The following is a 21,652-nucleotide window of genomic DNA, read 5'->3' on the forward strand; positions in this document are numbered from 1 at the left end:
TCCATAGTTAATCTTCTTAAACAAATTAGTTATGAAAAACTCATTTCTGTTCCCCATTTTAACCCTCCTGCTATTGTCCACAATCAGCTGTAAGAAAAATAACAGCGTCAATCCTCACTCCCCAGTGATAGATTCGGTTGTTTCTGCCAGTGATTTTGCCAAAAATTTTGGAAATGCAGTTTCCAGAGATTTCATGGTACAGTTGGTGGATGTTACCAATAACCCCGTTTCCGGTGCTACTGTTACAATTGGGACGTCTACCGCCCAAACAAATTCGGGCGGGATTGCTATCATCAAAAATGCCGGTGTTTACGAACGTTTTGCTTACGTTCGGGCGCTGAAAACCGGATTTATTGAAGGTTCGAGGGCATTGGTGCCATCAATAAGCACCAATGCCGTTAAAATCATGATGTTGCCCAATCATATCACGGCTACGGTAAATGCTGGTACCGTCAGTAATGTGAGCTTGTCCAATGGCACCAAAATTACATTTGATGGCAGCTTCAAAACAGAAACAGGTACCGCATATGCCGGACCTGTAAGTGTGATTGTCAATTCACTGGAGGCTTCAGATAATAACCTGTTTGCTAAAATGCCTGGTATGCTATACGCTCAAAATGCAAGTGGCAATGCTAAGTTGCTCGAAACATATGGAATGATGAATGTGGAATTACTGGGTGCCGCAGGACAGAAATTGCAAATTACCAATACGGCGCAGATTGAGATGAACATCACTGCTGCGCAGCTTAGCGCGGCGCCCCCAACAATTCCACTGTGGCATTTTGACGAAACATTGGGCTATTGGAAGGAAGCAGGGATAGCAAACAAAGTTGGCAATAAATACGTCGGGGATGTGGCCCATTTCAGTTGGTGGAATTTTGATATACCGTTGGTCACCCCGCCAGTACAACTTCAGATTAAAGTAGTCGATCCGGCCAATAACCCACTGGCAAATGTTAAAACGATACTGTTTAGAACCGGAGGAGCCTATGCATCATATGCAGATTATACCCTGTTCAATGGAACAGTGACCGGGGCTGTTCCACAAAATGAAGTTTTAACCTTAAAGCTCTACGACATCTGCGGCAATGTACTTTATACTCAGAATATTGGCCCCTTTACCGCCAATAGTAATGTTTTGCCGGATATTGTTCTAAGTTTTCCAGCTTCACAAGCCACCACGATAAGCGGATCATTAAAAAAATGCAACAATACCAATGTAACAAATGGTTATGTTTCCATTCATTACGGACAGCAAACTTTTTTAACCTTAATCAATAATGGCGCCTTTAGCTTCCAGACCATTGTATGCAATACTAATCCGGTAACGGTTTTCGGCGAGGATTTAGATAACAACCAAAATACCGGAACATTAAATTACAGCATAACATCCCCAACAACCAATATAGGTAATATTCTCGCCTGTAATACCAGTGCAGAATCCATTACTTATGCTGTAGATGGTGGCGCAGTTAAAGTCATTGCCACAAACATTACCGTTGCCGCAACCGGTAATTCATTCTCGATTAATGGTAGTACACCAGGGCAAATGAATGATATTGATATCCAGGGCAATAGTATAACACCAGGCACTTATAGTACATTATCGGGATTCCAGATATATGGAAACGGGTTAAGCACTAATATTAATCCCGTATTCAATACCTTCAATATTACTTATAACCTGGTAAATGTTGGTGCTGTTGGTCAGTATATTGATGTTAGCTTTAGCGGAACCTATAACGAAATCGTCATGACTGGCATGGGTATGGGGTACAACCTTTCGCATAGTATATCAGGTACTGCACACGTCATCAGAGATAATTAAACATAAAAAAACGATACATATTGTTGCTACACACATCTTACAAATGAAAAAGCGACACAAAATCCATTATTGAATTTTGTGTCGCTTTCTTGCGGAAGTGTTGCTGCGTATGTATTGACGAACTATACAACACAGCCCTGATAACTTTCATTAGCCGGGCTTTAAGGTTTATTTACACTACTTTATAGTAATTTTCCCTACAGCCACTTTAGACTTACTCAATGCCCTGTCTGTTTTTCCAACCAGGTACATATCATTTCCAATAATAACTCCTAACCGGGGCATAGCAGTGGGAATGTCAGTGTTGGAGAAAAATACCTTTCTGTCAACTTTCCCGGAAGTTTCGTCAATATTTAAGACGAAACAATCAGATTTAGAAAAGCGGTAAATCGACTTTGCTTTCTGGCCAGCCTGGGTAACGGAAATGTTTTTGCGGTTATCATTAAACAACAATTGAATATTTCCATTCGCCTGAAGGGCACCAAAGCCCGAATAAAAAGGTCTGCCCTGATCCCTGAAGTAACTCATGCCGAATGACATTCCCCCCGCAGGTGTAGTTGAGGAACCCACTACTATTTCTTCGCGTTGCTTTTTAGGTACTATCTGTAACCATCCAATGTTGCCGGAGGCATCTACCTTACACATCATCAGATCGCCTGAGAGGTAGATGGAACTGGTGGTTGATCTCCATTGACCAGGCATATTATTAACACCGGAACTATAACTCTGGGAGGTGGTTACATAATGATCGTACCGCTCCGCAAGAATAACAAGTCCATTGTCGGCAGTATAAAAGATCTTCCGGAATTGCATATACTTCGAGAAACCTTCTCCTTCCTCCTGCATTTTCTTCAATTCTTCTTTCTTCTTCTTATCTTCTTTAGTGTCTTCCTTATCGTCATCGTCATCATCTCCTTTGTCCTGATCACCTGATAACATTGAATTATTAATTTGCTTATCGCTGGTCGACACTACTTTCCCATCGGCCACATTGATCCTTTGCACCAGTAATCCATCAATCGTTTTACCTTTTTTTACATTGCTGTAAAATGCTGCCAGGACCAGATCTTTATTTTTTTCCTGTACTAATTTGGTGTTGGAGAGCCATTTCCCATTGATACCTGTATTGACTTCTGCTTTTTGCTTCCCTTTGTCGTTGTAAATACGAATATTATAGTTCGTAAAGTCCAGGAACTTCTCTTTTTTCTTTTTGCCTTCTTCATACTCGTACATACGCCCTACCAGTACTACGCTGCGATCGTTCGTATATAAGACATCTTCCAGTTCATATTTTTTAGGCTCAAACTCATTCCGGATGATAAGAGGTTTGGCCGTAGCTTTGAGCTGCTGGTCCAGTTCCTGGATCTTGTATTCGTTTCTTTCCGTTCCTTCCATACTGCTTACAATCAGGATTTTTGTGCTATCCACATTGTAGTCAATCTTGAAATTAACATCATCACTCTTCTCATTTAGTTGAAAGACGGTCACCGTTTTCCATTCTCCGGTGAGGTCTCCGGAATTCTTATCCACTGCAGAAGCATAAATAGTAAGCGTTTTATCCCGCTTGCTATAATCAGATGCAAACAAGAACAACTTATCCTGACAGGCAAAAAATTGTTCAAATTCTTTACCTCTCAATTCCCTGTTAAAATCGTTGCGGTAAACTTCCGCTAAATTCTTATCCACCTTTACGAGTGTGCCGGATTCTCTGAAGCTGGCGCCAACTACAAAGTAGCTTTTCATAGCCATATGGCCCTCCTGAAGATAAGCGCCGGTGTTGTCTGCAAATATTACTTTCAGATCAGTACTGCCTTTACGAAGTTTAAATTCATCGCCCCAATTAATAGACGTTTTTTGGGCCAGGGCAACAATGCCAGGAACTGTTAAGCACAGGAATAGGAAAACACGTTTCATTAAAACTATTTTTGGTATAAGGATCACAATAGTAAAACAATAGTATTTATGAATGCGCTTTTTTGTTTAATAATAAGCTATCAACTCCTTTCAAAATCACCCGGAAATGGCGCTGACAAAGGATCTACATCGAAAGTTGTCATGTACAACCAATTTTTCCCGTAATGTTACCTGGTTTCCTACTCAGCATGCTCATCACCGACTGTCCACTACGATGGCGGCCAGTAAAACGCCGGTCGTCTCCGTCTCATTTTTTAATGCCATGAATTTTGTGCAATGATCTGATTGTCAGTTTTTTTATTGGGATTTTTGCAAAAAACCATACACTCAAATTAAGATACTCCTGATTTTTTCATTTTCATGACCACCTGGACAGGCAAATGAACCATTTTTCCATTTCAACGTTATTCCTCATCTAACTCGTCAAATAACTGCCACACACAAACTCAAAGTGCCATGTCCACGAAACTACTCGTATGGAACCTCCAGGGTTTTACCATCAATAAGATGTCTCCTCAAGCAGATGACTGGGTGTCCCTTGGAACCGGAGCCAAAAGAGTTAAGTACCAATACTCCGCGCAAAAAGTAAAGTACATTCTCTCCAATGTCGGGAAATATAAGCCTGATATATTTGCAGTAATAGAAGTAATAAGCGGCCAGGGCCCCAGAGGTAGCCTGATTAATACGAATGGTGAATTGGGATGCATTGAGTTATTAAAGCAACTGAAAGTAAAAGATAAAAACTGGTATTTAATACCTCCTTTAAGATTGGTGAACAAGGTACAGGTAGATGAGAAAGACGGGTATGCCCAACTGGTCAGTGAAAAATCTTATACCGAAGGGATCGCCATATTTTTCCGGGGTGACAAACTTGATTTTGTTGGGCCGTATATCTGGCCCCTGACAGACCCGAAAAATATTAATCCGGATACCGTCGCCCAACCAATAGGGCCTGCAGGCCCCTACCCGGGCGACTGGCAGAAGGGGTTGCCGCCTAACAATTACTTCGCAGGCCAGTATAAATTTCTCGGTAAAGACCTCAAAGAAATACAATTCCCCTCCATATCTTCCCGGTGTCCATTCCTCGTACAATTCAGAGAACAGAAGAAGCAAAAAAGACTGATTACTTTAATTACCCTGCATTTCCCGCCTAATAATACTTCAACAGAGGCATTCGCTAAACTGACATCGTATATTAAGGAGTATAAAATGGCGAAAGATGAAATAATGTTGGTGGCAGGTGATTTCAACATTAAAAAATCCTACTTGTACGGCCAGGGATTTGTAAAAGATGCAGGACTGGTGGCCATGTTCACGGATAAGACTTCCATCGGCACTACAATGAACATGTCTGCAAAGGAAGCTACACCAACCCTCTACTTAAAGCCAGGTGAGCTTTTAGATAATGTCCTTTTCAGGCCCGGCTCTAAAGAATTAATTCCGCTGATTACGCTGGATGCACAAATTGCAGATAGAGTGGATGAGGACTCCCTCTTGACCACACCAATGAAAGAAATAATGGACATTGACGATGAAGATGAACAGGATGAAGTTTTCAGACATCCCCTGAATTTTGGATATCTCGGTCCCAGCCCGGGCACCAGCGACCATCTTGCACTGTATGCAGAAATTTGAGGAACCCTTTTCCTATCCTTTAAATGAATTCCATGTCGTTAACAAGCATTGCTCAAACGCTGTATGACGAAGCGGTAAAAACCGGCATGATTGTATTAGACGATACCCTGCTCAACAGCGGTTCCGCATTTGCTACCCTCGTGCAGGATGATCTGTTGCGAAGGGAGGGTAATATCCTGTTGCAGGCAAATCCCGCAGATATTCCACAGCATCCGGGCGGCAACAGTTTTAGTTTTCCGGTCGCATTGCCGGTCAATGTCACTGATTCCTTTCTACATCTCATCGCTAATACTGCTACCGTTGTTTTTACACAAGTAGATGACGCCTGCCAGGTACAGCTAACAGTAAACTTAACACAAACAGCGGCTGGTAGCAGCAACTGGGTATTCAGTAATAGTTTTCCCAGGTTATTGGGATGGCCCTTCGATTTCATATCATTTGTGAACCCTCAGTTTATTTTTATTTATGGTAGCTTCGATCTGTCGCCAGGCACTTACCAGGGCCTTAATTTCTACGCCGGTTTTTCTTTAACGAATGTACTGGGACCAGTTGCGCAGTTATTAGCCATGTTTGGTAATGGTTCACCTCAAACATCCGTTTTCCAGGGACTGATCACACAAACTAAAAATGGTCCTTTATTTAATCTGAACGGTGCAATTGAAGATATTCCACCACTTAACCTCCAGGCTTTGAGCGTATCTCAACCCGTTGTTATAATGGCCATGAGTTACGAAACAGGACCAGATAACATCGTCGCTCCCTGGGGAGAAATAATGCTGGCTGTCAACACCACTTTTGGAGATGGAAACGATGTGCTGGAAGCTACTTTCATCCTGGATTATGATACTTCCAACACGAATATTACTTTGCTGATAGCACCTGCCCCGGGCTCCCTGGTGACCAGCATCAATCAGATGGGTGAATGGATGGCAGGTAAGAATTGGGATAAATTCTTCGAAAAATATCCTGCGAATATCCTGCAACCTTATCTGCAAACTTTCGGCATCCAGTCTTATGCGCTCGATGTCAGCCTGGGAGATTTCTCCGTGATGAGTACCAGTCTGGCAGTAGGCACTCTGAGCGCCTGGGAGATCATTCCCAATAAGCTCGTCATGGATAACTTTTCCGTGATGTGGTTACTGATTGATCCCTTTGGGGAGTTTAGTAACTCAAATATTTCATTGATGGGCAACCTCACCCTATATGGCCAGGATGGTAAAAAAATCCTTTTTAAAGGAGACATCGAACTACCCGGACTTCAGCTGGCAATGGGCCTTTACACAGATGAGAAAATGACAGCTGCCGACTGGCTGCAAACCATCATATCTGCCTTTGGCGGCGGTACCCTATCACCTGCGGTTACCCAGGCCCTCTCTATATTCTCCATGCGATCCATGTTTTTTAATATGGATGTGCCGAATAAAACAATGGAGTACAATTTGAATGGCGCCATCACCGTAGGTAGTGCGGCCGTTAATTTTAAAGTAACATTGATGATCGATATCAGTGATGGAATTAAATACGACATCACCGTCACTTTTATCCTCAACGATCGCGAAATAATCGGGGAAATTACCAATGATAATGACAAAAAAGACATCATCATTTCATGTACCTGGAAAGACGAGGTAAACACCGTGGACTTACAGGTCCTGGCCGATGCCCTTGGATTTGAAAACCTGGAAATACCGGCTGCTCTTGCGCTGGAGCTGAAAGCAGTGACCTTATCCTATAACATCAGCTCCGGCATCTTCGCCATCGCAGCAGATGCAGCCGCATATGGCAAAGCAGACCTCCTGATATTTAAACCAGTCGACAGTGATCAATTCGTCTTTTTCGGAGGACTGAATATCGACAGGACCATTAATCTTTCCAATATTCCATTAATCGGGAAACCCTTGTCAGCCATAGAGCGGGTACAGGTAGAACGCATGCAGGTGATGATCACTTCCGCCATCATCACCCAAAAACAGGTAGATGAACTAAACCGCATCATCAGCGATTTATCGCAGCATCTGGGCGGTGCACTGCCCACTATTCCTTCACAGGGAATGGCGTCCACGGTGGACCTTGAAATGAGTATTAATGTAGGTGGTTATATCATCCCGGTAAGCACCGGTGTTGGCGGACAATCCGATTCCGGCCAGCCGCCTGCACAAACCACTACCACCGGTAAACCTGCCGGCAACGCCACCGTACCCGTTACCACCACCCCTGCAAAACAGTCGGATGGTACCACCTGGCTGAACATACAAAAGGCAGTGGGGCCGCTGATGTTCCGTCGTATAGGTATCAAATTCGCAGATCCGGTGCTATGGTTCCTCCTGGATGCATCCTTCGAGGCAGGTGGTTTAACCATCGACCTGAATGGCGCCGGCATTGGTTCTCCATTGGATAGTTTTACTCCGGACTTTACCATCAGCGGCATTGGCATTGACTATAAAACAGCTGGATTTGAACTGGGCGGTACGTTGATGAAAATACCGCCCACCGGAGATGTGGAATGGCAGTTTGCCGGTGGCGCCGTAGCCCGCATCGCTAACTTCTCCCTATCTGCGATGGGCAGTTACGCCAACATATATACGGATAGTACCCACACCGCCACAAAACCATCTATGTTCCTGTTTGCACAGGTAACAGGCACGTTGGGTGGTGTGCCGGCTTTCTTTGTTACAGGTTTAGCTGCCGGTTTTGGTTACAACTCCGCACTGCGTATACCCGGCCTCGGTGAACTCAATAATTTCCCCTTGGTAGCAGGCGCACAAAATCCTGCGAAGATCGGTGGCAACAACGCTTCACCCGATGAAGCATTGAGCATATTAATGGGAACAAACGGTGGCACCCCATGGATAGATGATAACATCGGGCAATACTGGTTGGCGGCGGGCCTGCAATTTACTTCGTTTGAACTGGTCTTTACCAACGCATTACTGATAGCACAATTCGGCAATCATTTTCAGTTTGCGTTATTGGGGCTCTCCCGTGCAAGATTCCCCATTACAGGTCCTGTTACCTACGGTTATGTGGAATTACAGATAGAAGTGGTGGTAGATCCTACCGAAGGCGTCATCGCTTTATCGGCAGTGTTGAGCGCTAATTCCTATGTGCTGGATCCATCCTGTAAACTCACCGGCGGTTTTGCTTTTTATGCCTGGTTCTCCCCCAGTGATCATACAGGCGACTTCGTCATTACAGTAGGTGGTTATCATCCAGCTTTCGATCCTCCCAATTATTATCCGGCCATTGCGCGGGTAGGTTTCAGCTGGGCGATGGATGCAACCATCAGTATTACCGGCGCCGCCTATTTTGCATTAACCCCTGCGGCGATCATGGCCGGCGGTGAACTGAGCGTCACCTTTCACGATGGTGATCTGAAAGCATGGTTCAAAGCCTGGGCAAATTTGCTGATCTACTGGAACCCATTCCACTTCGATGTAGCCATTGGAATCACCGTAGGCGCTTCTTACCGCATGAATTTACTGTTTACCCATGTAACCGTAGAAGCTTCGCTGGGAGCCATGTTGCACCTGTATGGCCCCGAAACGGGAGGCACGGTCAGGGTCAACTGGACGGTCATCTCCTTTACTATTTCCTTTGGTGCTAACGCCAGTGGTAATCCAGGTCCTATCAGCTGGAACGATTTCCTCCAACAGCTGCCTGCCGGTAATAGTGTGTTAAAGATCCTGCCAATCAACGGGCTTTCTGCCAATGGTAATACAGATCTCAACAGCGGCGCGGCCTGGGTAGTAAGACCTTCCGCATTCAGTTTTTCTATCTCTTCTGCCCTGCCCAACTCCAGTCTTACCCTGAACTCCAATGGTACTATCCTGCAACAGGGCGATAATATTAACATCCGGGCCATGCAGGATAACCGCAAAAACGGTAACCCTGACCAGGGAAAGAATTTGCCTTCCATCCTGAACCTCATCGTTCGCAAGGAAGGAGTGGAACTCGACGTCCTCGATGAAGCCAGCACATGGCAGATTACAGCCAACGAGGAAAACCTGCCTCTGGCAATGTGGGGAGTGGGACCGCAGGACCAGATGCCGGAAAAAGATCAGCAGTTGTTGTACAACCAACTCACCGGTTACCAGCTCAAAGCGCCGGCCACAATTTTTGGCGCTTCACCCGGCCGGATAGATGCAGTGAAAAATCTGACAGATGTAATTTTAATCGCCGGTATAATGCCTGTCAACACACAGGAACAACCAGTGGGTACCCCGGCGGAGAAGGAAGATAACACTATCTCCATCATCAGCCAAGATATCGCTTCCACAGATACCACGGCTATACGCAATGCCTTGTTTGATACCCTGCAGCAATTAGGAATTGATGCAGGCACAAATGATAGTATGTTACAATACGCCACGGCTGTACCCAGCATTTTTGCTGCCATTCCATTGATCATTAAAACCACCAGTTATGCATAAGGTAACCGATATCGATGGACTGGGATACCTGCAATTCTACGACAATGAATTACCAGGTTTGCCCGCAGGGCATTACGAAGTAGAAGTCAATATCTCCCTGCCTGCTGCAGATACCAATAATTATCAGCAATCCAATAAACAGGCGTTTGATGTACAGGCGCCGCAATTCAGTATCGATACGCAGGAGATCCATGCGATGTTTCCAGGCAATAATGCCAATGGAGATTTCAGCCAGGTGCTGCCGGTGATCAGCTTCCTGAACACCGCCCTGCCCTGGGAACGGCTGATTACAAAAGATAATACCATTCCCTGGATGGCCTTACTGGTGTTCAGTGAAAATGAACTCAACATTGACCCGAAGACTAAATCACCGGTGGTGACTACCACCGTAGCAGAATTATTGCAGCCCACAGATGGGATTTTAAAACCAATGATCGACCGCACCTTCCTATCCGATGATATATTGTCCGGTGCAGTGAACACCATCATTATTTCTACTGCTGTATTTCAGGCAGTAACACCACGATTAAATGAACTGTCCACATTAGCACGCTGGAGCATCATTGATCCTACCAGTCAGGCGATCAATAATGAACAACTCAATAATAGTTTCGCAGAAGTGATGGCCAACAGGTTTCCTCAATCCAGTAATATCAGCGATGGCGCAGGCGCTATGAATTATGTACAACTGGTTTCTCTGGAAGGCTTAACAGACTATCTGACAGACGATCCTGAATGGCCGGTGCAAATTGCCGCAGTGCAGCTGGTAAGCCTGGCTTCCTGGAGCTTTATCAGTGCCGTGCAACCGGGCCAGACTTTCGCAGAATTGGCCACAGCGCTCATCACATCTGCCGGTGATCATCCCGATAATTTGCTACTGCGTATTCCGGTTACGGAGAATGGGAATGCTGCCGCCAATCGTATCAATGACGGATACACTGCTTTAAGTTATCAAACCATCACCGGCACGGCCAGTTTTTGTTGGTATCGTGGTCCGTTTACGCCATTCCCCCCAGTGCGTTTACCGGGTGATATCATCGGGTATCTGCAACCTGCCGCTGCCATGATATACGATGAGACCACCGGTATTTTCGATAACAGCTATAGCGCCGCATGGACAATAGGCAGGGCAATGGCATTGGCGGATCCCGTGTTGGTAGGCACTTTACAGCAGATGAGAAATAAGGTCATCCAACTCAATGCGCGGATCATCGAACGATCTTTCATGCCGCATTTGTCGCATATACAGGATGCTGCCGGCTTAATAATACCGGGTATCTCCAGGAAGTTGTTCCTGGAAAAATTACCACAGCTGCAAAACGACCTGGCCCTGGCCTTTGATACGCCTTTAAAAACTACTCCGGTATCTTCCAGAAATACAAACGCACTTTTCCCGGATGCAGCTATCCCCACAGATCCGGCAGAAAGATTTACCTGGTTCCTGCAGCAACCGTCCATACAGGAAGCAATCGCCGCACAGCTGGAGGAAGAGATCACACCGGCCGCCGGTTGGCTGGCTAAGTTAGCATTACTGGAAGGCGTACCATTTAATCACCTGGTGCCGGATCAGCGCATGTTACCGGTAGAAAGTGTCCGCTTCTTTTTTATAGATGACAACTGGATAGAAATGTTACTACAAGGCGCATTCAGCGCAGGCATCTTCAGTAAAACAGATCAGCAGATCCATCAATGGCTGGCGCCCATATTGCTAACGCGCATAAAACAAAAAGCAGCTAAGCGCAGAAAAGAATTATTGAAAGTAAAAACGGAAGAGGACGTGTCGCCCGCATTGCCCGTAGCTGGTATGATTCTCCGGTCTGCATTGCTGACCAGCTGGCCATCTATCCAGGTAGAAGCAACAAAAAAAGAGGAGCAGGTAGACATCGCGCGTATGGAAAATCTCGCTGCCAATATGCTCTTGCTGTTATGGAAAGATATACCGGACCAGGTAACTATTAGTCAACCTGATCAGGGATTAAGTTATGGAGTAGAAGATGAATGGAAAATCGCATTACGCAGTCTTGATAGCAGCAACTTAGGTGCGCCACTGCAGTTGCCTTTGTTCCCCGAAACAGGAGATCTCCGGCAGTTCATGCGCCCGGTGACCAATGATATCGGCAAACTGGTGCTGAACTTAGTGCCGCAAAACGAAGATGATCATAGTTGCCTCATCCCGGCTTTGACAACCGCCTTATCGCAAACCACCTCCTTAACGTCTTCTCAATTCACCATCGAAATGGTGAAAACGCCGGAACAAATTGTATTCAACGCATCCCTCACGGGTAAAAAAAATAACCATGAACTTTAATAACCCACTACTCGTGCCGATTGATGCAAAAGCATTCGTGGTAAACAGAAAAGTATTATCCTTAACAGGCATCAATATCAAGCAATGGCAATACGCCTACCCTGCCCTGAAAACATATTCCTCACCGGAACCCAAAGCTTTTACAGGAGGGGTGATCATACCACAAACCGGCATTGTGGTGCACTGGACCTTACCCGATATTATCCGGAATGGAACACAGGGAGATGATGGGACCATGAATTTTCCGTTGGTGCCCAATCGCTGGCTGGTGGTGCGTTATAGCGGCCCTCTGTCCAATCGTAAAACCACAGCATGGGTAGTGGAAAGTGATGCGCTGGATAATAACGATCCAATCACCGGCGGTTCACCATTTCTGAATCCAGACACCAATCAGATTGAAATAACTTTTGTGGGGCAGGTAGTGCCGCTGGATAATTATAAGGAAACATCTCCTCCTCCATCACTATTTCTCACCGCTGTTGCTCCCGGCAATAATATGTTTGCATCTTATCAGCCTTATTGCTGGAATGTGTTCAGCATTTTTGATCCATTGGATAATGTACCCTCTACGGATGATATCAGTTATTTTGTTGGAGGATGGTATAGCGATCCCTCGGCAGATATCACCGGTAGCTGGCAGCAGGGAAGCAGCTTTCAGGCATTCATGGACGATGCCGGCTGGCAGCTGGCAACACCCACTGATGATGTGGCCAACTGGAGCATCTACCAGGGATTTGTATGGGGCATTAAATGGGATATCAACGGACCGGCCCCCACCAACATCCCGGACGGAAGTCAGGTGAAAGTGGCGATAGGTAATACAGCCGCCGATGCATTAGCCGCCATGATCAATCATCAAACCACGGATCAAACTTACACAAGCCTCATCGATGCTTTCCAGCAGGCGCTGCTGCCATTGTTGGATCAGCCCAATGCGTCCATTGAAATACAACAACAATTAAAAGCGGCTGCTTATGGATATACCTATGGCGGATATGGCTGGGATATTGTGAATGCTGCTACTTCCGGCGATATAGCCCCGGCGCTGGATCCGGCGGAAGCAGTAAAGGAAGCGGAATGGCTGGCTGTTTTAAACCAGGCGCAGGTAACATATGAGCAGGCACTTATCGTGTTGAATAACCTGCAGTATGATCTTTTTCAAACCTGGTGGAAATATAATTTTGTGATCACCAACAAATTGATCAACCCTTATCCGCAAGGCACTTCCAAACAGCAGTTCCAGGATGCACTGAATCCCAATCTCCCATCCAGTTTGATATCGAGGGTTTACCAGCAGTTACAGGAGGTAGCACAACTGCAAACGGCCATTCCTTTTGGCGTTACACAAGAAGAGCTGCAGGCCGCTATACTGCGCTATGCGGCGGGTAAAGACCTGCCGGATACCAGAACGTTGAAGCAATATGCAAAGCGTCCGTTTGCCCACGCATATGATCCCGTGGTATTGTTGCAGGGTATAAAAAATGATTTGCCTTTGTCGCCCACCGCACCACTGGTATGCCGCTTCATGAGCCAGCTCGTAACAGGCATTAGTTATAATGGCGGAGATATTACCGTGAACATGCTGCAAAGCATCATTCCCATTCCCGCAGATATCAATCGGGTACCACCACAGATGGAAAATCTGTTGCAGGAATGTTTTTTCTTAGATCCCCTCAACGCTACTATGATCACACAGGCAGCACTGGGTACTACGGATCCCGCTACCATCAATGCAGTGTACCAGGATATGCTGGACGGAAAAAATGTACTGGGCATTTGTCCTGATCTTTCTCTAACTACCTGGACACAGCCCTGGCAGCCATTGGTGATGCTATGGGATATCAATTGGTATCCCATCAACCACGACAATGGAGGACTCCCATTGTGGAATTTTGATGGTAACGAGTATACCTGGGATGGAGAAGGTTTTGATCCGCTAAGTAAAACAGAAGAGTATCAGGGCATGATCTTCATGACCCCACAGGCGTCCTTTAATTTCCGTGCGCAATTACAAAGAATGATCGATGAATATCCCAACAACACCTATCTCCCCGAGCTGAATGATTTTATTTCCCAGGTAGATGGATGGGATTTTCTTTCCCAGTCTTTTGTGGGCCTTACGCCTTATATGAAACTGCGTGTACCTACGCCGAATGTATCACCCAGCGTAGATAAAAAGGAATATTTTGATCATATCACGATGCAGGATCTCGTTGGCAACAATGCCAACTATGTTCCTTTTCCGGGAAGCCCTCAACCACCACGGTTCGGCGACTTTGGTCCTTCCGGTTTTCAACCCTGGAGAGCAGGGCAGTTCACCGTGCAACGCCTCTCTATTGTCGATAAATTCGGACAGATCTGTGATGTAACCACCTTGCAGAGCAGCCTGAAAACAGGCCCCATACTGGCGCCGGCATTAACACCGCAACACGCGGTGTTGCCCGATGAAAGTTATCGTTTTGGACAGTTGTCACCGCGACTGCTGCAACCCGCAAGACTAAACCTGGACTTTGTAGCAGCAGATAGTGATGCGCATATCTTAGGACTCACACCCGGCACTAATCCTATATGTGCATGGCTGCTGCATAATTTCCTGGATCAAAGTATTGCCTGTTACGATGCCCCGGGAAATATCATCGGTGCGGTGAGCCTGGTGTATAATGAACAGGCGCAGCGGGTAGTCCACTGGCAACCTGCGGTGGGCAGCGTATATCAAACCATTACTGATCTTATCAATACACCTGCATTGAATCACCTGGGCCTGATGCTGCAAAATATGCAACAGATAGGAGCAGACGCCTTTACCGCTATGTTGGCTACACTGGATAAAGCAGCCATCAATATTGACGGGGCACATACTTCTACAGATACCAGCCTGATGTTATTAGCTGGAAAACCCGTGGCAATGGTGCGACTGCGGGTACAGTTTGAACTGAATGCCGTTATAGATACCGATCCGTCCTGGCGCTTCACTTTTCAACCGGACATCAGCCTGGTGCCTGCCTGGAAATTCAACATCCGTTTGGGTGAAACAGTACAACGCACCGATGGATTGATCGGCTATTTTATTGGTGCCGGTTATGATGTTTTTTATACAGATAGTGTTCCGGCCGGAACACTTGCCGGCACTTATATACAGGCCATCGGTAATGGTGATTCCCTGAAACTGTCTTTCGATGACGAGCCTGCATATCTCAGTCTGCTGATGGATCCGCGTACACTCGTGCATGCTACCACCGGCATATTACCGGTGATCGATGTTACTATTCCGCAGGAATTTGTTACGCCTGCATTTGCCAACATGGATCTCAGTTTTCACATAGGACCTTTATTGAGTGTACTCGTCAGCCCTGCTGTTCCGGCACCTGATACGGATAACGCGTCCATTGTATTTCCGGCGCCTGCACTAAAGAAAGGCACCTGGAGCTGGCAGCAATTGTCCGCTGATGAATGGAACACATATACCATAACACCGGCAGATGGCACTGCGCAGTTTAGTAACGTTCCACTTGTAATGAGGGAAGGCCTCCTGACCTTAAAAGGTGCGGTGACGAAGTAATACCTGATTTTTCACCACTAAAAAATATCGTCATGAAAGCACCCGACTTAAAAAGCACTTTGCTTGATTATGCCATCAACACTACCCCGGATCCGTTACAAGCCAGTCCCCAGAATGGTAATCCGGTGTATGCGGCACTCGTCCTGGTAGTATCCAACGGCAGTGACAGGGCTATAAGTTTAGAAAGTTTAAGGGTAACCATTCCGCCGGAGCTGACAGATCACCTCGGGTCGATCTTATACAACGCTGATCCGCAGCGGGTCTGGAGTATTACCCCTGCCAGCCCGGGTGTATTCAACATTACGCCCGTTTCCGGTAAACCGGTGACCATCACTACAGAGGGCATTGTGTTTCAATTTTTCAATATCCGCGTTAATGAACAGGTGGGTACAGTGCAAATCGGGATCACAGAATTAGCTGCTACGGACGAGGCAGGGTTAAAAGACCGTAACCTGGATATCCCGCTCACCAAATTCCCCTATGGTTTTTTCTTCAGCAACTTCACACCACAGATACCTTTAGTGCAGGAGGATCAAACGGTCACGCTTACCTGGGAAGGCTCTAATCAGGCGAAATACATCATGTATTATAACGATAAGGAGGAAGATGTTACCAATGTACGTAAATGGACTTCTCCGCCATTAACAGGTGATATTACTTTCCTGTTACGCGCAGTAGTGTTCTCCCAGGGAGAAACGGTGGTAAAAGATCTCACTACTACCGTCATTGTTGCCAACCCCCAGATCTACGCATCATCGCTGCAGGTAAATGGTCTTACCAATTTAATGGGAGGTGTAAAGCTGGGAACACCAACTGCTTCACTCACCGTGTTAGGTCTCAGTAATCTGATAGGAGGTGCTGTCCTTGGAAAGGATATCAATTCCCGGACAACAGTGAAAGGTTCACTGGACATAGGTTCAAATGGAAGCCTGAATGTTTACGGACCATTTTATTCCAGCGTTATGGCAAAGTTCGACTCACTGACTGTAAGTAGGACTGCTTACATAAATGACCTGCGAATTACTGGCAGATCTGGCAATTGGAACATCGTTGTAAATACAGAAGATGATGCGCTGGTTTTTTCGTTCGGGGATAAACCTCTTTTAATGCTTTCCGGACAAGGGGTCATCACGTCAATGACGTATGGTCCGGATAATAAGTTGCTAAAAACGCAGGTGCTCAATGGCTAAAGTAGTGGAACGGATGCTACCAGGGTGGGCGGTGAATAAATAATACGCAATTTTTCACCTATAAAAAATATCATCATGAAAACATCCGACTCAACAATCACGTTGCTTGATTACGCTATCAACACTACACCCGATCCGTTACAGGCCGGTCCTCAGAATGGTAATACGATGTATGCGGCACTCATCCTGGTAGTATCCAACGGCGGTAACGCCGCCGTTAACCTCGAAAGTATACAGGTGACCATTCCACCGGATTTGACGAACAACCTGGAATCGATCCTGTACAATGCCGATCCCCAGCGGGTCTGGAGTATTACACCCGCCAGCCCGGGCGTATTCAATATTCTGCCCGTTTCTGGTAAGCCGGTGACTATCACTACGGAGGGTGTTGTGTTTCAGTTTTTCAATATCGCCGTTAGCCAGGTGGTGGGTACGGTGCAAATTGGTATCATTGAAACAGCCTCCTCTTCAGCGGCAGGATCAGACGACCGTTTTGTGAATATTCCCGTCACCAAATTTCCCTATGGCTTTTTCTTCAGCAACTTCACGCCGCAGATACCATTGGTACAGGATAACCAAACCGTCACACTTACCTGGGAAGGCTCCAGCCAGGCGAAATACGCGATGTATTACAACAATGAAGTGGTAGATGTTACCAATGTACGCAAGTGGACATCCAAACCCATTACGAATGATGTTACTTTCCTGTTACGTGCCATTGTGGTTTCCCAGGGAGAAACGGTGATAAAGGATCTTACCACTACCGTCATTGTTGCTAACCCACAGATCCAGGCAGACACACTGCAGGTAAGCGGTAATGCGCAATTGTTGGGAAATGTAAGCCTGGGGGCGTCAGGTACAACACTCAAAGTAACAGGTAATAGCAATCTGCCAGGGAATGTTACCATTGGAAAGGACATGGCTTCCCAGCTAACGTTAAATGCAAGAACAGTTGTAAATGGGGAAATCAATATTCTCGCACCATTAATTGTTAATGCCAGAACAGATTTTTTCTCATTAAAAGTAAGTAATAATATGCAGGTCCTGAATGCAAACATTTCCAACCTTTCTTGTCCTAAGATTTTTACTGAGGTGCTTGCGGTAAGTGGTGCCTGGAAAATATCCGTGGATAGGGAGAATGCTTCCTTGGTTTTTAGTTTCCTGAATATACCAATGGTGATTATTTCTCAGCACGGGGTCATCACGTCAATGACATATGGTTCGGATAATGAGTTGCTAAAAACGCAGGTGCTCAATGGTTAAGTAGCTACCAGGGTGGGGAGGTGAATAAATAACACGCATGGTTTGTGTGGGTCGGTGGTTTATTATTATGGATAATCAGGGCAACCTGGCATTTCAGTATTTGGCCGAAACGATTGCTGGAACTAAGAAAGATTAAAATGAAAAAGCAGCGGCTACCAGTGTAAAGTAAAAAGCGATACAAAATTCAATCATGAATTTTGTATCGCTTTTTTGTGGAAACGCAGGGATTCCGGTTAAATCCCTGATACCAATTTTAACGTTACTTCAACGCCAACCTAATCCGGGTGCCACATGCTCTAAAATAGAAGACAACACATGTACATTGTAATCAACTCCCAATGTATTGGGTATCGTCAAAAGGATCGTATCTGCCTCCTGAATAGCTTCGTCCTCAGCTAACTCCTTTATGAGTTGATCTGGCTCTGCAGCATAGCTTCTTCCGAAAATGGCGCGTTTGTCCGCTTCAATCATGCCGATTTTATCGACCTTATTGGTTTCCTTCCCAAAGAAATAGCGATCCTGATCGTTTACCAATGCGAAAATAGACCGGCTCACAGAAACCCTCGGTTCGCGGTTGTGTCCCGCTTTTTTCCAGGCATCTTTGTACAACCTGATCTGCTCGGCTTGTTGGATATGAAAAGGTTTGCCACCTTCATCAAACTTCAGCGTAGAACTCTGAAGGTACATCCCGTTTTCAGCAGCCCAAACAGCAGTAGCATTAGAAGCGGCTCCCCACCAAATACGTTCCCGCAGTCCTTCCGAATATGGCTCCAGGCGTAGCAAGCCTGGTGGATTCGGAAACATCGGGTACGGATTAGGCCGGGCAAATCCCACACCTTTTAACTTATCCAGGAATTCCAACGCTTTACGGCGTCCCATATCTGCGTCAGTTTCTCCCTCAGCTAGTTCATATCCAAAATAGCGCCACCCATCAATTACCTGTTCCGGCGAACCTCTGCTGATTCCCAATTGCAATCGCCCCTCCGAAATTAAATCCGCAGCTCCGGCATCTTCCACCATATACAGTGGATTTTCATAGCGCATATCAATTACACCCGTTCCAATCTCTATTTTGCTTGTTTTGGCACCGATGGCCGAAAGCAAAGGAAATGGGGATGCTAACTGAGCTGCAAAATGATGCACACGAAAATAGGCGCCGTCTAAACCAATTTCTTCGGCAGCAACAGCCAGATCAATAGATTGAAGCAATGTGTCACTCCCTGTACGGGTCTTATAGGCTGGATGATCAGACCAATGCCCGAACGATAAAAATCCTATTTTCTTCATAACTTCTTTTTCATACGGAAAAATAAACCTTTATTATCTATTTTTGGTTGCGCAAACAATTTCTTTCATACTAATAAAATTGTTAGTATGCAGATATAAAACAAAAAGCCTTCAGATAAAATCCGAAGGCTTTTTGTTTACGTTGCGGGCCGAAATGGCCCCCGCTATTATTGTTTCAGGTAATGAAGAGATATACATCCTGATTTAAGCACCCGCGAGTCTGCTAGTATTAAATGTTGCTGATGGGGAAGAACGGTATCATCTAACAACCGTCTCCCCTGCCCCGCAATCACAGGATGAACAAGAAAATAATATTCATCCACCAGCCCAAGCTTTATCAATTCCGCAGGCAGACTTACACCACCAATTGAAATATTTTTTCCTGATTCCTGTTTCAGTTGCAGAATTTCTGCTGCGAGGTGCTCACGAATAACCTTCGTAACACCTTCGAAGTTGTCTGACGACCGGGAACAAACAACTTTGTCAATGGCGTTAAATGTTTTCGCAAATTCATTGATCGCTTTCGTCCCGGATTGCTTTTTTTCGAAGTCAGGCCAGAAAGGAACCATCAACTGAAAGGTCTTACGTCCATAGATGATCAGGTCAACATCCCGCATGAGGTCCGTGAAATACTCGTGGGTCTCTTCGCTGCCACTCATTTGGGTATGATCGCAGCAACCATCTGCAGTCAGATTGATACCATAGATTATATTTCTCATTTGATCGGTTTTAATCTTTGATTTTTCTATGCTGATGTGCTCATATACAGGTCAAAAATAAATTAATACATCCATCAAAGTGAGGGCCATCTGCGACAAGAAAAGGGGCATTTAAGCCCAAAGCTACGCCGTTATCCGATAGGGATCATCTTACGATTATCCATCACAACGGAAAGGGAGGGCTTTTAATAGAACCCCTGATAGCATTTTTGGGTAGCTTAAAATATCAGGTGCCTAAAAAAGCGATGTATTGTCGGAATTCACCCCCAAAGTTGTCGTTATCCCCCAGCGTCAAATCCTGAAATGGTTGTCATCTTTGTAGTGTCAACAAGTTCAAAATAATTTAAACAACGTTTTATGAAAAGAGTATTTAAAACATCTAATGTGTTCAAACAGGTATTAATAATTATGGTCCTTTTTTTAACCGCATTTCAGTCTGACGGGCAACAGCTTAAACCTGCCGACAGTGGCTACGTACCTGTTAATGGCATTAAAGTTTATTACGAAGTATATGGTCAGGGCGAACCTATCGTTTTACTGCATGGTGCTTTTATGACCATTGGGATGAACTGGGGACAATTAATACCTGAATTGTCAAAAACAAGAAAAGTAATTGCCATCGAATTACAGGGGCATGGACACACACCGTTTTCAGACAGAAAATTAGACTATCACACCCTGGCAAGTGATGTGGAAGGAGTAATGAATTACTTAAAAGTGGACAGTGCAGCTGTTACAGGTTATAGTTTTGGTGGCTGCGTGGCGTACCAGTTGGCAATACAAAGCCCTAAACGCGTAACAAAACTGGTGATCATTTCATCCACTTATAAAAGTAGTGGCTGGATGCCCGAAGTAACCAATGCGTTTAAAAGTATGAAGCCTGAATTATTTACGAAAAGTCCCATGAAAGCGGCATATGATGCAGTAGCACCAGACAAAACAAAATGGACCAGTTTCCTGGAGCAGATGATTGCTTATAACCATACAACATTCAACCTGGGCGAAACAAATATTGCGAAAATCACTTCGCCTGTATTACTGATTTCTGGCGACAATGATGGCCTGGATAAAATTGAGTTAATAAAAACATATCAACTGCTGGGAGGTGCTATATGTGCTGATTTTGGAGTAATGCCCAAATCGCAATTGGCCATTGTTCCTTCGCAGGGGCATGTCACCCTGATGATGCAGACCAAAACAATATTGGGATATCTGGATAGTTTCTTAAAGTAACCATCATCATATCCTTTTTCAATATTATCTAAATGCCCATACACTCATATTTGCCATTCGCAAATATCCATCGAACTATCCTTGAACATTATACAATACTCGGTACACTCACATTAGATAATCTTCCATCCGTCCCGGAAACAGGTTCCCCGGATTATGTTATATTTATAGTAATCAAAATAATCTCCCATGGCAAAACAAATGTCTGTCATTCCCTTTACGGGAAAACTCGGTCCTCTCATTGGGTATAAGCGCAATGGCAACTACTTCCTGCGCTCCATGCCGG

General features: G+C 45.3%; 11 protein-coding genes. 8 read left to right on the top strand and 3 right to left on the bottom strand.

Annotation, left to right across the window (positions count from 1 at the left end; genetic code table 11):
- Positions 1-31: 31 nt before the first annotated feature.
- Positions 32-1,828, top strand: coding sequence for a hypothetical protein (locus AB4Z08_RS19595; RefSeq protein ID WP_441575462.1), 1,797 nt, complete (start codon positions 32-34; stop codon positions 1,826-1,828).
- A 177-nt stretch (positions 1,829-2,005) separates the two neighbouring features.
- Here the strand turns inward: AB4Z08_RS19595 and AB4Z08_RS19600 are convergent, their stop codons facing one another.
- On the bottom strand, positions 2,006-3,742 hold the full coding sequence (locus AB4Z08_RS19600; protein WP_441575463.1) for a hypothetical protein: 1,737 nt from the start codon (positions 3,740-3,742) through the stop codon (positions 2,006-2,008).
- A gap of 456 nt (positions 3,743-4,198) precedes the next feature.
- On the opposite strand from AB4Z08_RS19600, the gene AB4Z08_RS19605 reads away from it, so the two are divergent.
- The 6 genes from AB4Z08_RS19605 to AB4Z08_RS19630 all read left to right on the top strand — a co-directional run bounded on the left by AB4Z08_RS19605 (position 4,199) and on the right by AB4Z08_RS19630 (position 18,127).
- Positions 4,199-5,377 (top strand): endonuclease/exonuclease/phosphatase family protein, encoded by a 1,179-nt coding sequence (locus tag AB4Z08_RS19605; protein ID WP_441575464.1) that lies wholly within the window; start codon positions 4,199-4,201, stop codon positions 5,375-5,377.
- A 32-nt stretch (positions 5,378-5,409) separates the two neighbouring features.
- Complete coding sequence (locus AB4Z08_RS19610) at positions 5,410-9,807, top strand: DUF6603 domain-containing protein (RefSeq protein ID WP_441575465.1); 4,398 nt, start codon at positions 5,410-5,412, stop codon at positions 9,805-9,807.
- Positions 9,800-12,115 carry a hypothetical protein gene (locus tag AB4Z08_RS19615; RefSeq protein ID WP_441575466.1) on the top strand — a complete coding sequence of 772 codons (2,316 nt, stop codon included), beginning with the start codon at positions 9,800-9,802 and terminating at the stop codon, positions 12,113-12,115. Before AB4Z08_RS19610 ends, AB4Z08_RS19615 begins: the two co-directional genes overlap by 8 nt.
- Positions 12,105-15,674 (top strand): hypothetical protein, encoded by a 3,570-nt coding sequence (locus AB4Z08_RS19620; RefSeq protein WP_441575467.1) that lies wholly within the window; start codon positions 12,105-12,107, stop codon positions 15,672-15,674. The genes AB4Z08_RS19615 and AB4Z08_RS19620 overlap by 11 nt, the downstream gene beginning before the upstream one ends.
- A gap of 32 nt (positions 15,675-15,706) precedes the next feature.
- Positions 15,707-16,864: a hypothetical protein gene (locus AB4Z08_RS19625; protein ID WP_441575468.1), complete on the top strand. Its 1,158-nt coding sequence runs from the start codon at positions 15,707-15,709 to the stop codon at positions 16,862-16,864.
- 75 nt (positions 16,865-16,939) lie between these two features.
- A complete protein-coding gene (locus AB4Z08_RS19630) occupies positions 16,940-18,127 on the top strand; it encodes a hypothetical protein (protein ID WP_441575469.1) in 1,188 nt (395 codons plus the stop codon).
- Between the two features lie 264 nt (positions 18,128-18,391).
- On the opposite strand, the gene AB4Z08_RS19635 is transcribed toward AB4Z08_RS19630, so the two are convergent.
- Entirely contained in the window at positions 18,392-19,414 is a 1,023-nt protein-coding gene (locus AB4Z08_RS19635; RefSeq protein ID WP_441575470.1) for an LLM class flavin-dependent oxidoreductase, read from the bottom strand.
- Positions 19,415-19,581: 167 nt separating this feature from the next.
- Positions 19,582-20,133, bottom strand: a complete 552-nt coding sequence (locus AB4Z08_RS19640; protein WP_441575471.1) for a dihydrofolate reductase family protein — start codon at positions 20,131-20,133, stop codon at positions 19,582-19,584.
- Between the two features lie 357 nt (positions 20,134-20,490).
- On the opposite strand from AB4Z08_RS19640, the gene AB4Z08_RS19645 reads away from it, so the two are divergent.
- On the top strand, positions 20,491-21,366 hold the full coding sequence (locus AB4Z08_RS19645) for an alpha/beta fold hydrolase (RefSeq protein ID WP_441575472.1): 876 nt from the start codon (positions 20,491-20,493) through the stop codon (positions 21,364-21,366).
- Positions 21,367-21,652: the final 286 nt, after the last annotated feature.

The sequence above is a fragment of the Chitinophaga sp. RAB17 genome (genome assembly GCF_052114225.1).
Lineage (GTDB): Bacteria > Bacteroidota > Bacteroidia > Chitinophagales > Chitinophagaceae > Chitinophaga.

Excerpts from the sequence above, each read along its gene's own strand:
- AB4Z08_RS19630 (WP_441575469.1), top strand. The coding sequence starts at position 16,940 with ATGAAAACATCCGACTCAACAATCACGTTGCTTGATTACGCTATCAAC.
- AB4Z08_RS19635 (WP_441575470.1), bottom strand. The coding sequence starts at position 19,414 with ATGAAGAAAATAGGATTTTTATCGTTCGGGCATTGGTCTGATCATCCA.
- AB4Z08_RS19610 (WP_441575465.1), top strand. The coding sequence starts at position 5,410 with ATGTCGTTAACAAGCATTGCTCAAACGCTGTATGACGAAGCGGTAAAA.
- AB4Z08_RS19625 (WP_441575468.1), top strand. The coding sequence starts at position 15,707 with ATGAAAGCACCCGACTTAAAAAGCACTTTGCTTGATTATGCCATCAAC.
- AB4Z08_RS19595 (WP_441575462.1), top strand. The coding sequence starts at position 32 with ATGAAAAACTCATTTCTGTTCCCCATTTTAACCCTCCTGCTATTGTCC.
- AB4Z08_RS19620 (WP_441575467.1), top strand. The coding sequence starts at position 12,105 with ATGAACTTTAATAACCCACTACTCGTGCCGATTGATGCAAAAGCATTC.
- AB4Z08_RS19600 (WP_441575463.1), bottom strand. The coding sequence starts at position 3,742 with ATGAAACGTGTTTTCCTATTCCTGTGCTTAACAGTTCCTGGCATTGTT.
- AB4Z08_RS19615 (WP_441575466.1), top strand. The coding sequence starts at position 9,800 with ATGCATAAGGTAACCGATATCGATGGACTGGGATACCTGCAATTCTAC.
- AB4Z08_RS19605 (WP_441575464.1), top strand. The coding sequence starts at position 4,199 with ATGTCCACGAAACTACTCGTATGGAACCTCCAGGGTTTTACCATCAAT.
- AB4Z08_RS19640 (WP_441575471.1), bottom strand. The coding sequence starts at position 20,133 with ATGAGAAATATAATCTATGGTATCAATCTGACTGCAGATGGTTGCTGC.
- AB4Z08_RS19645 (WP_441575472.1), top strand. The coding sequence starts at position 20,491 with ATGAAAAGAGTATTTAAAACATCTAATGTGTTCAAACAGGTATTAATA.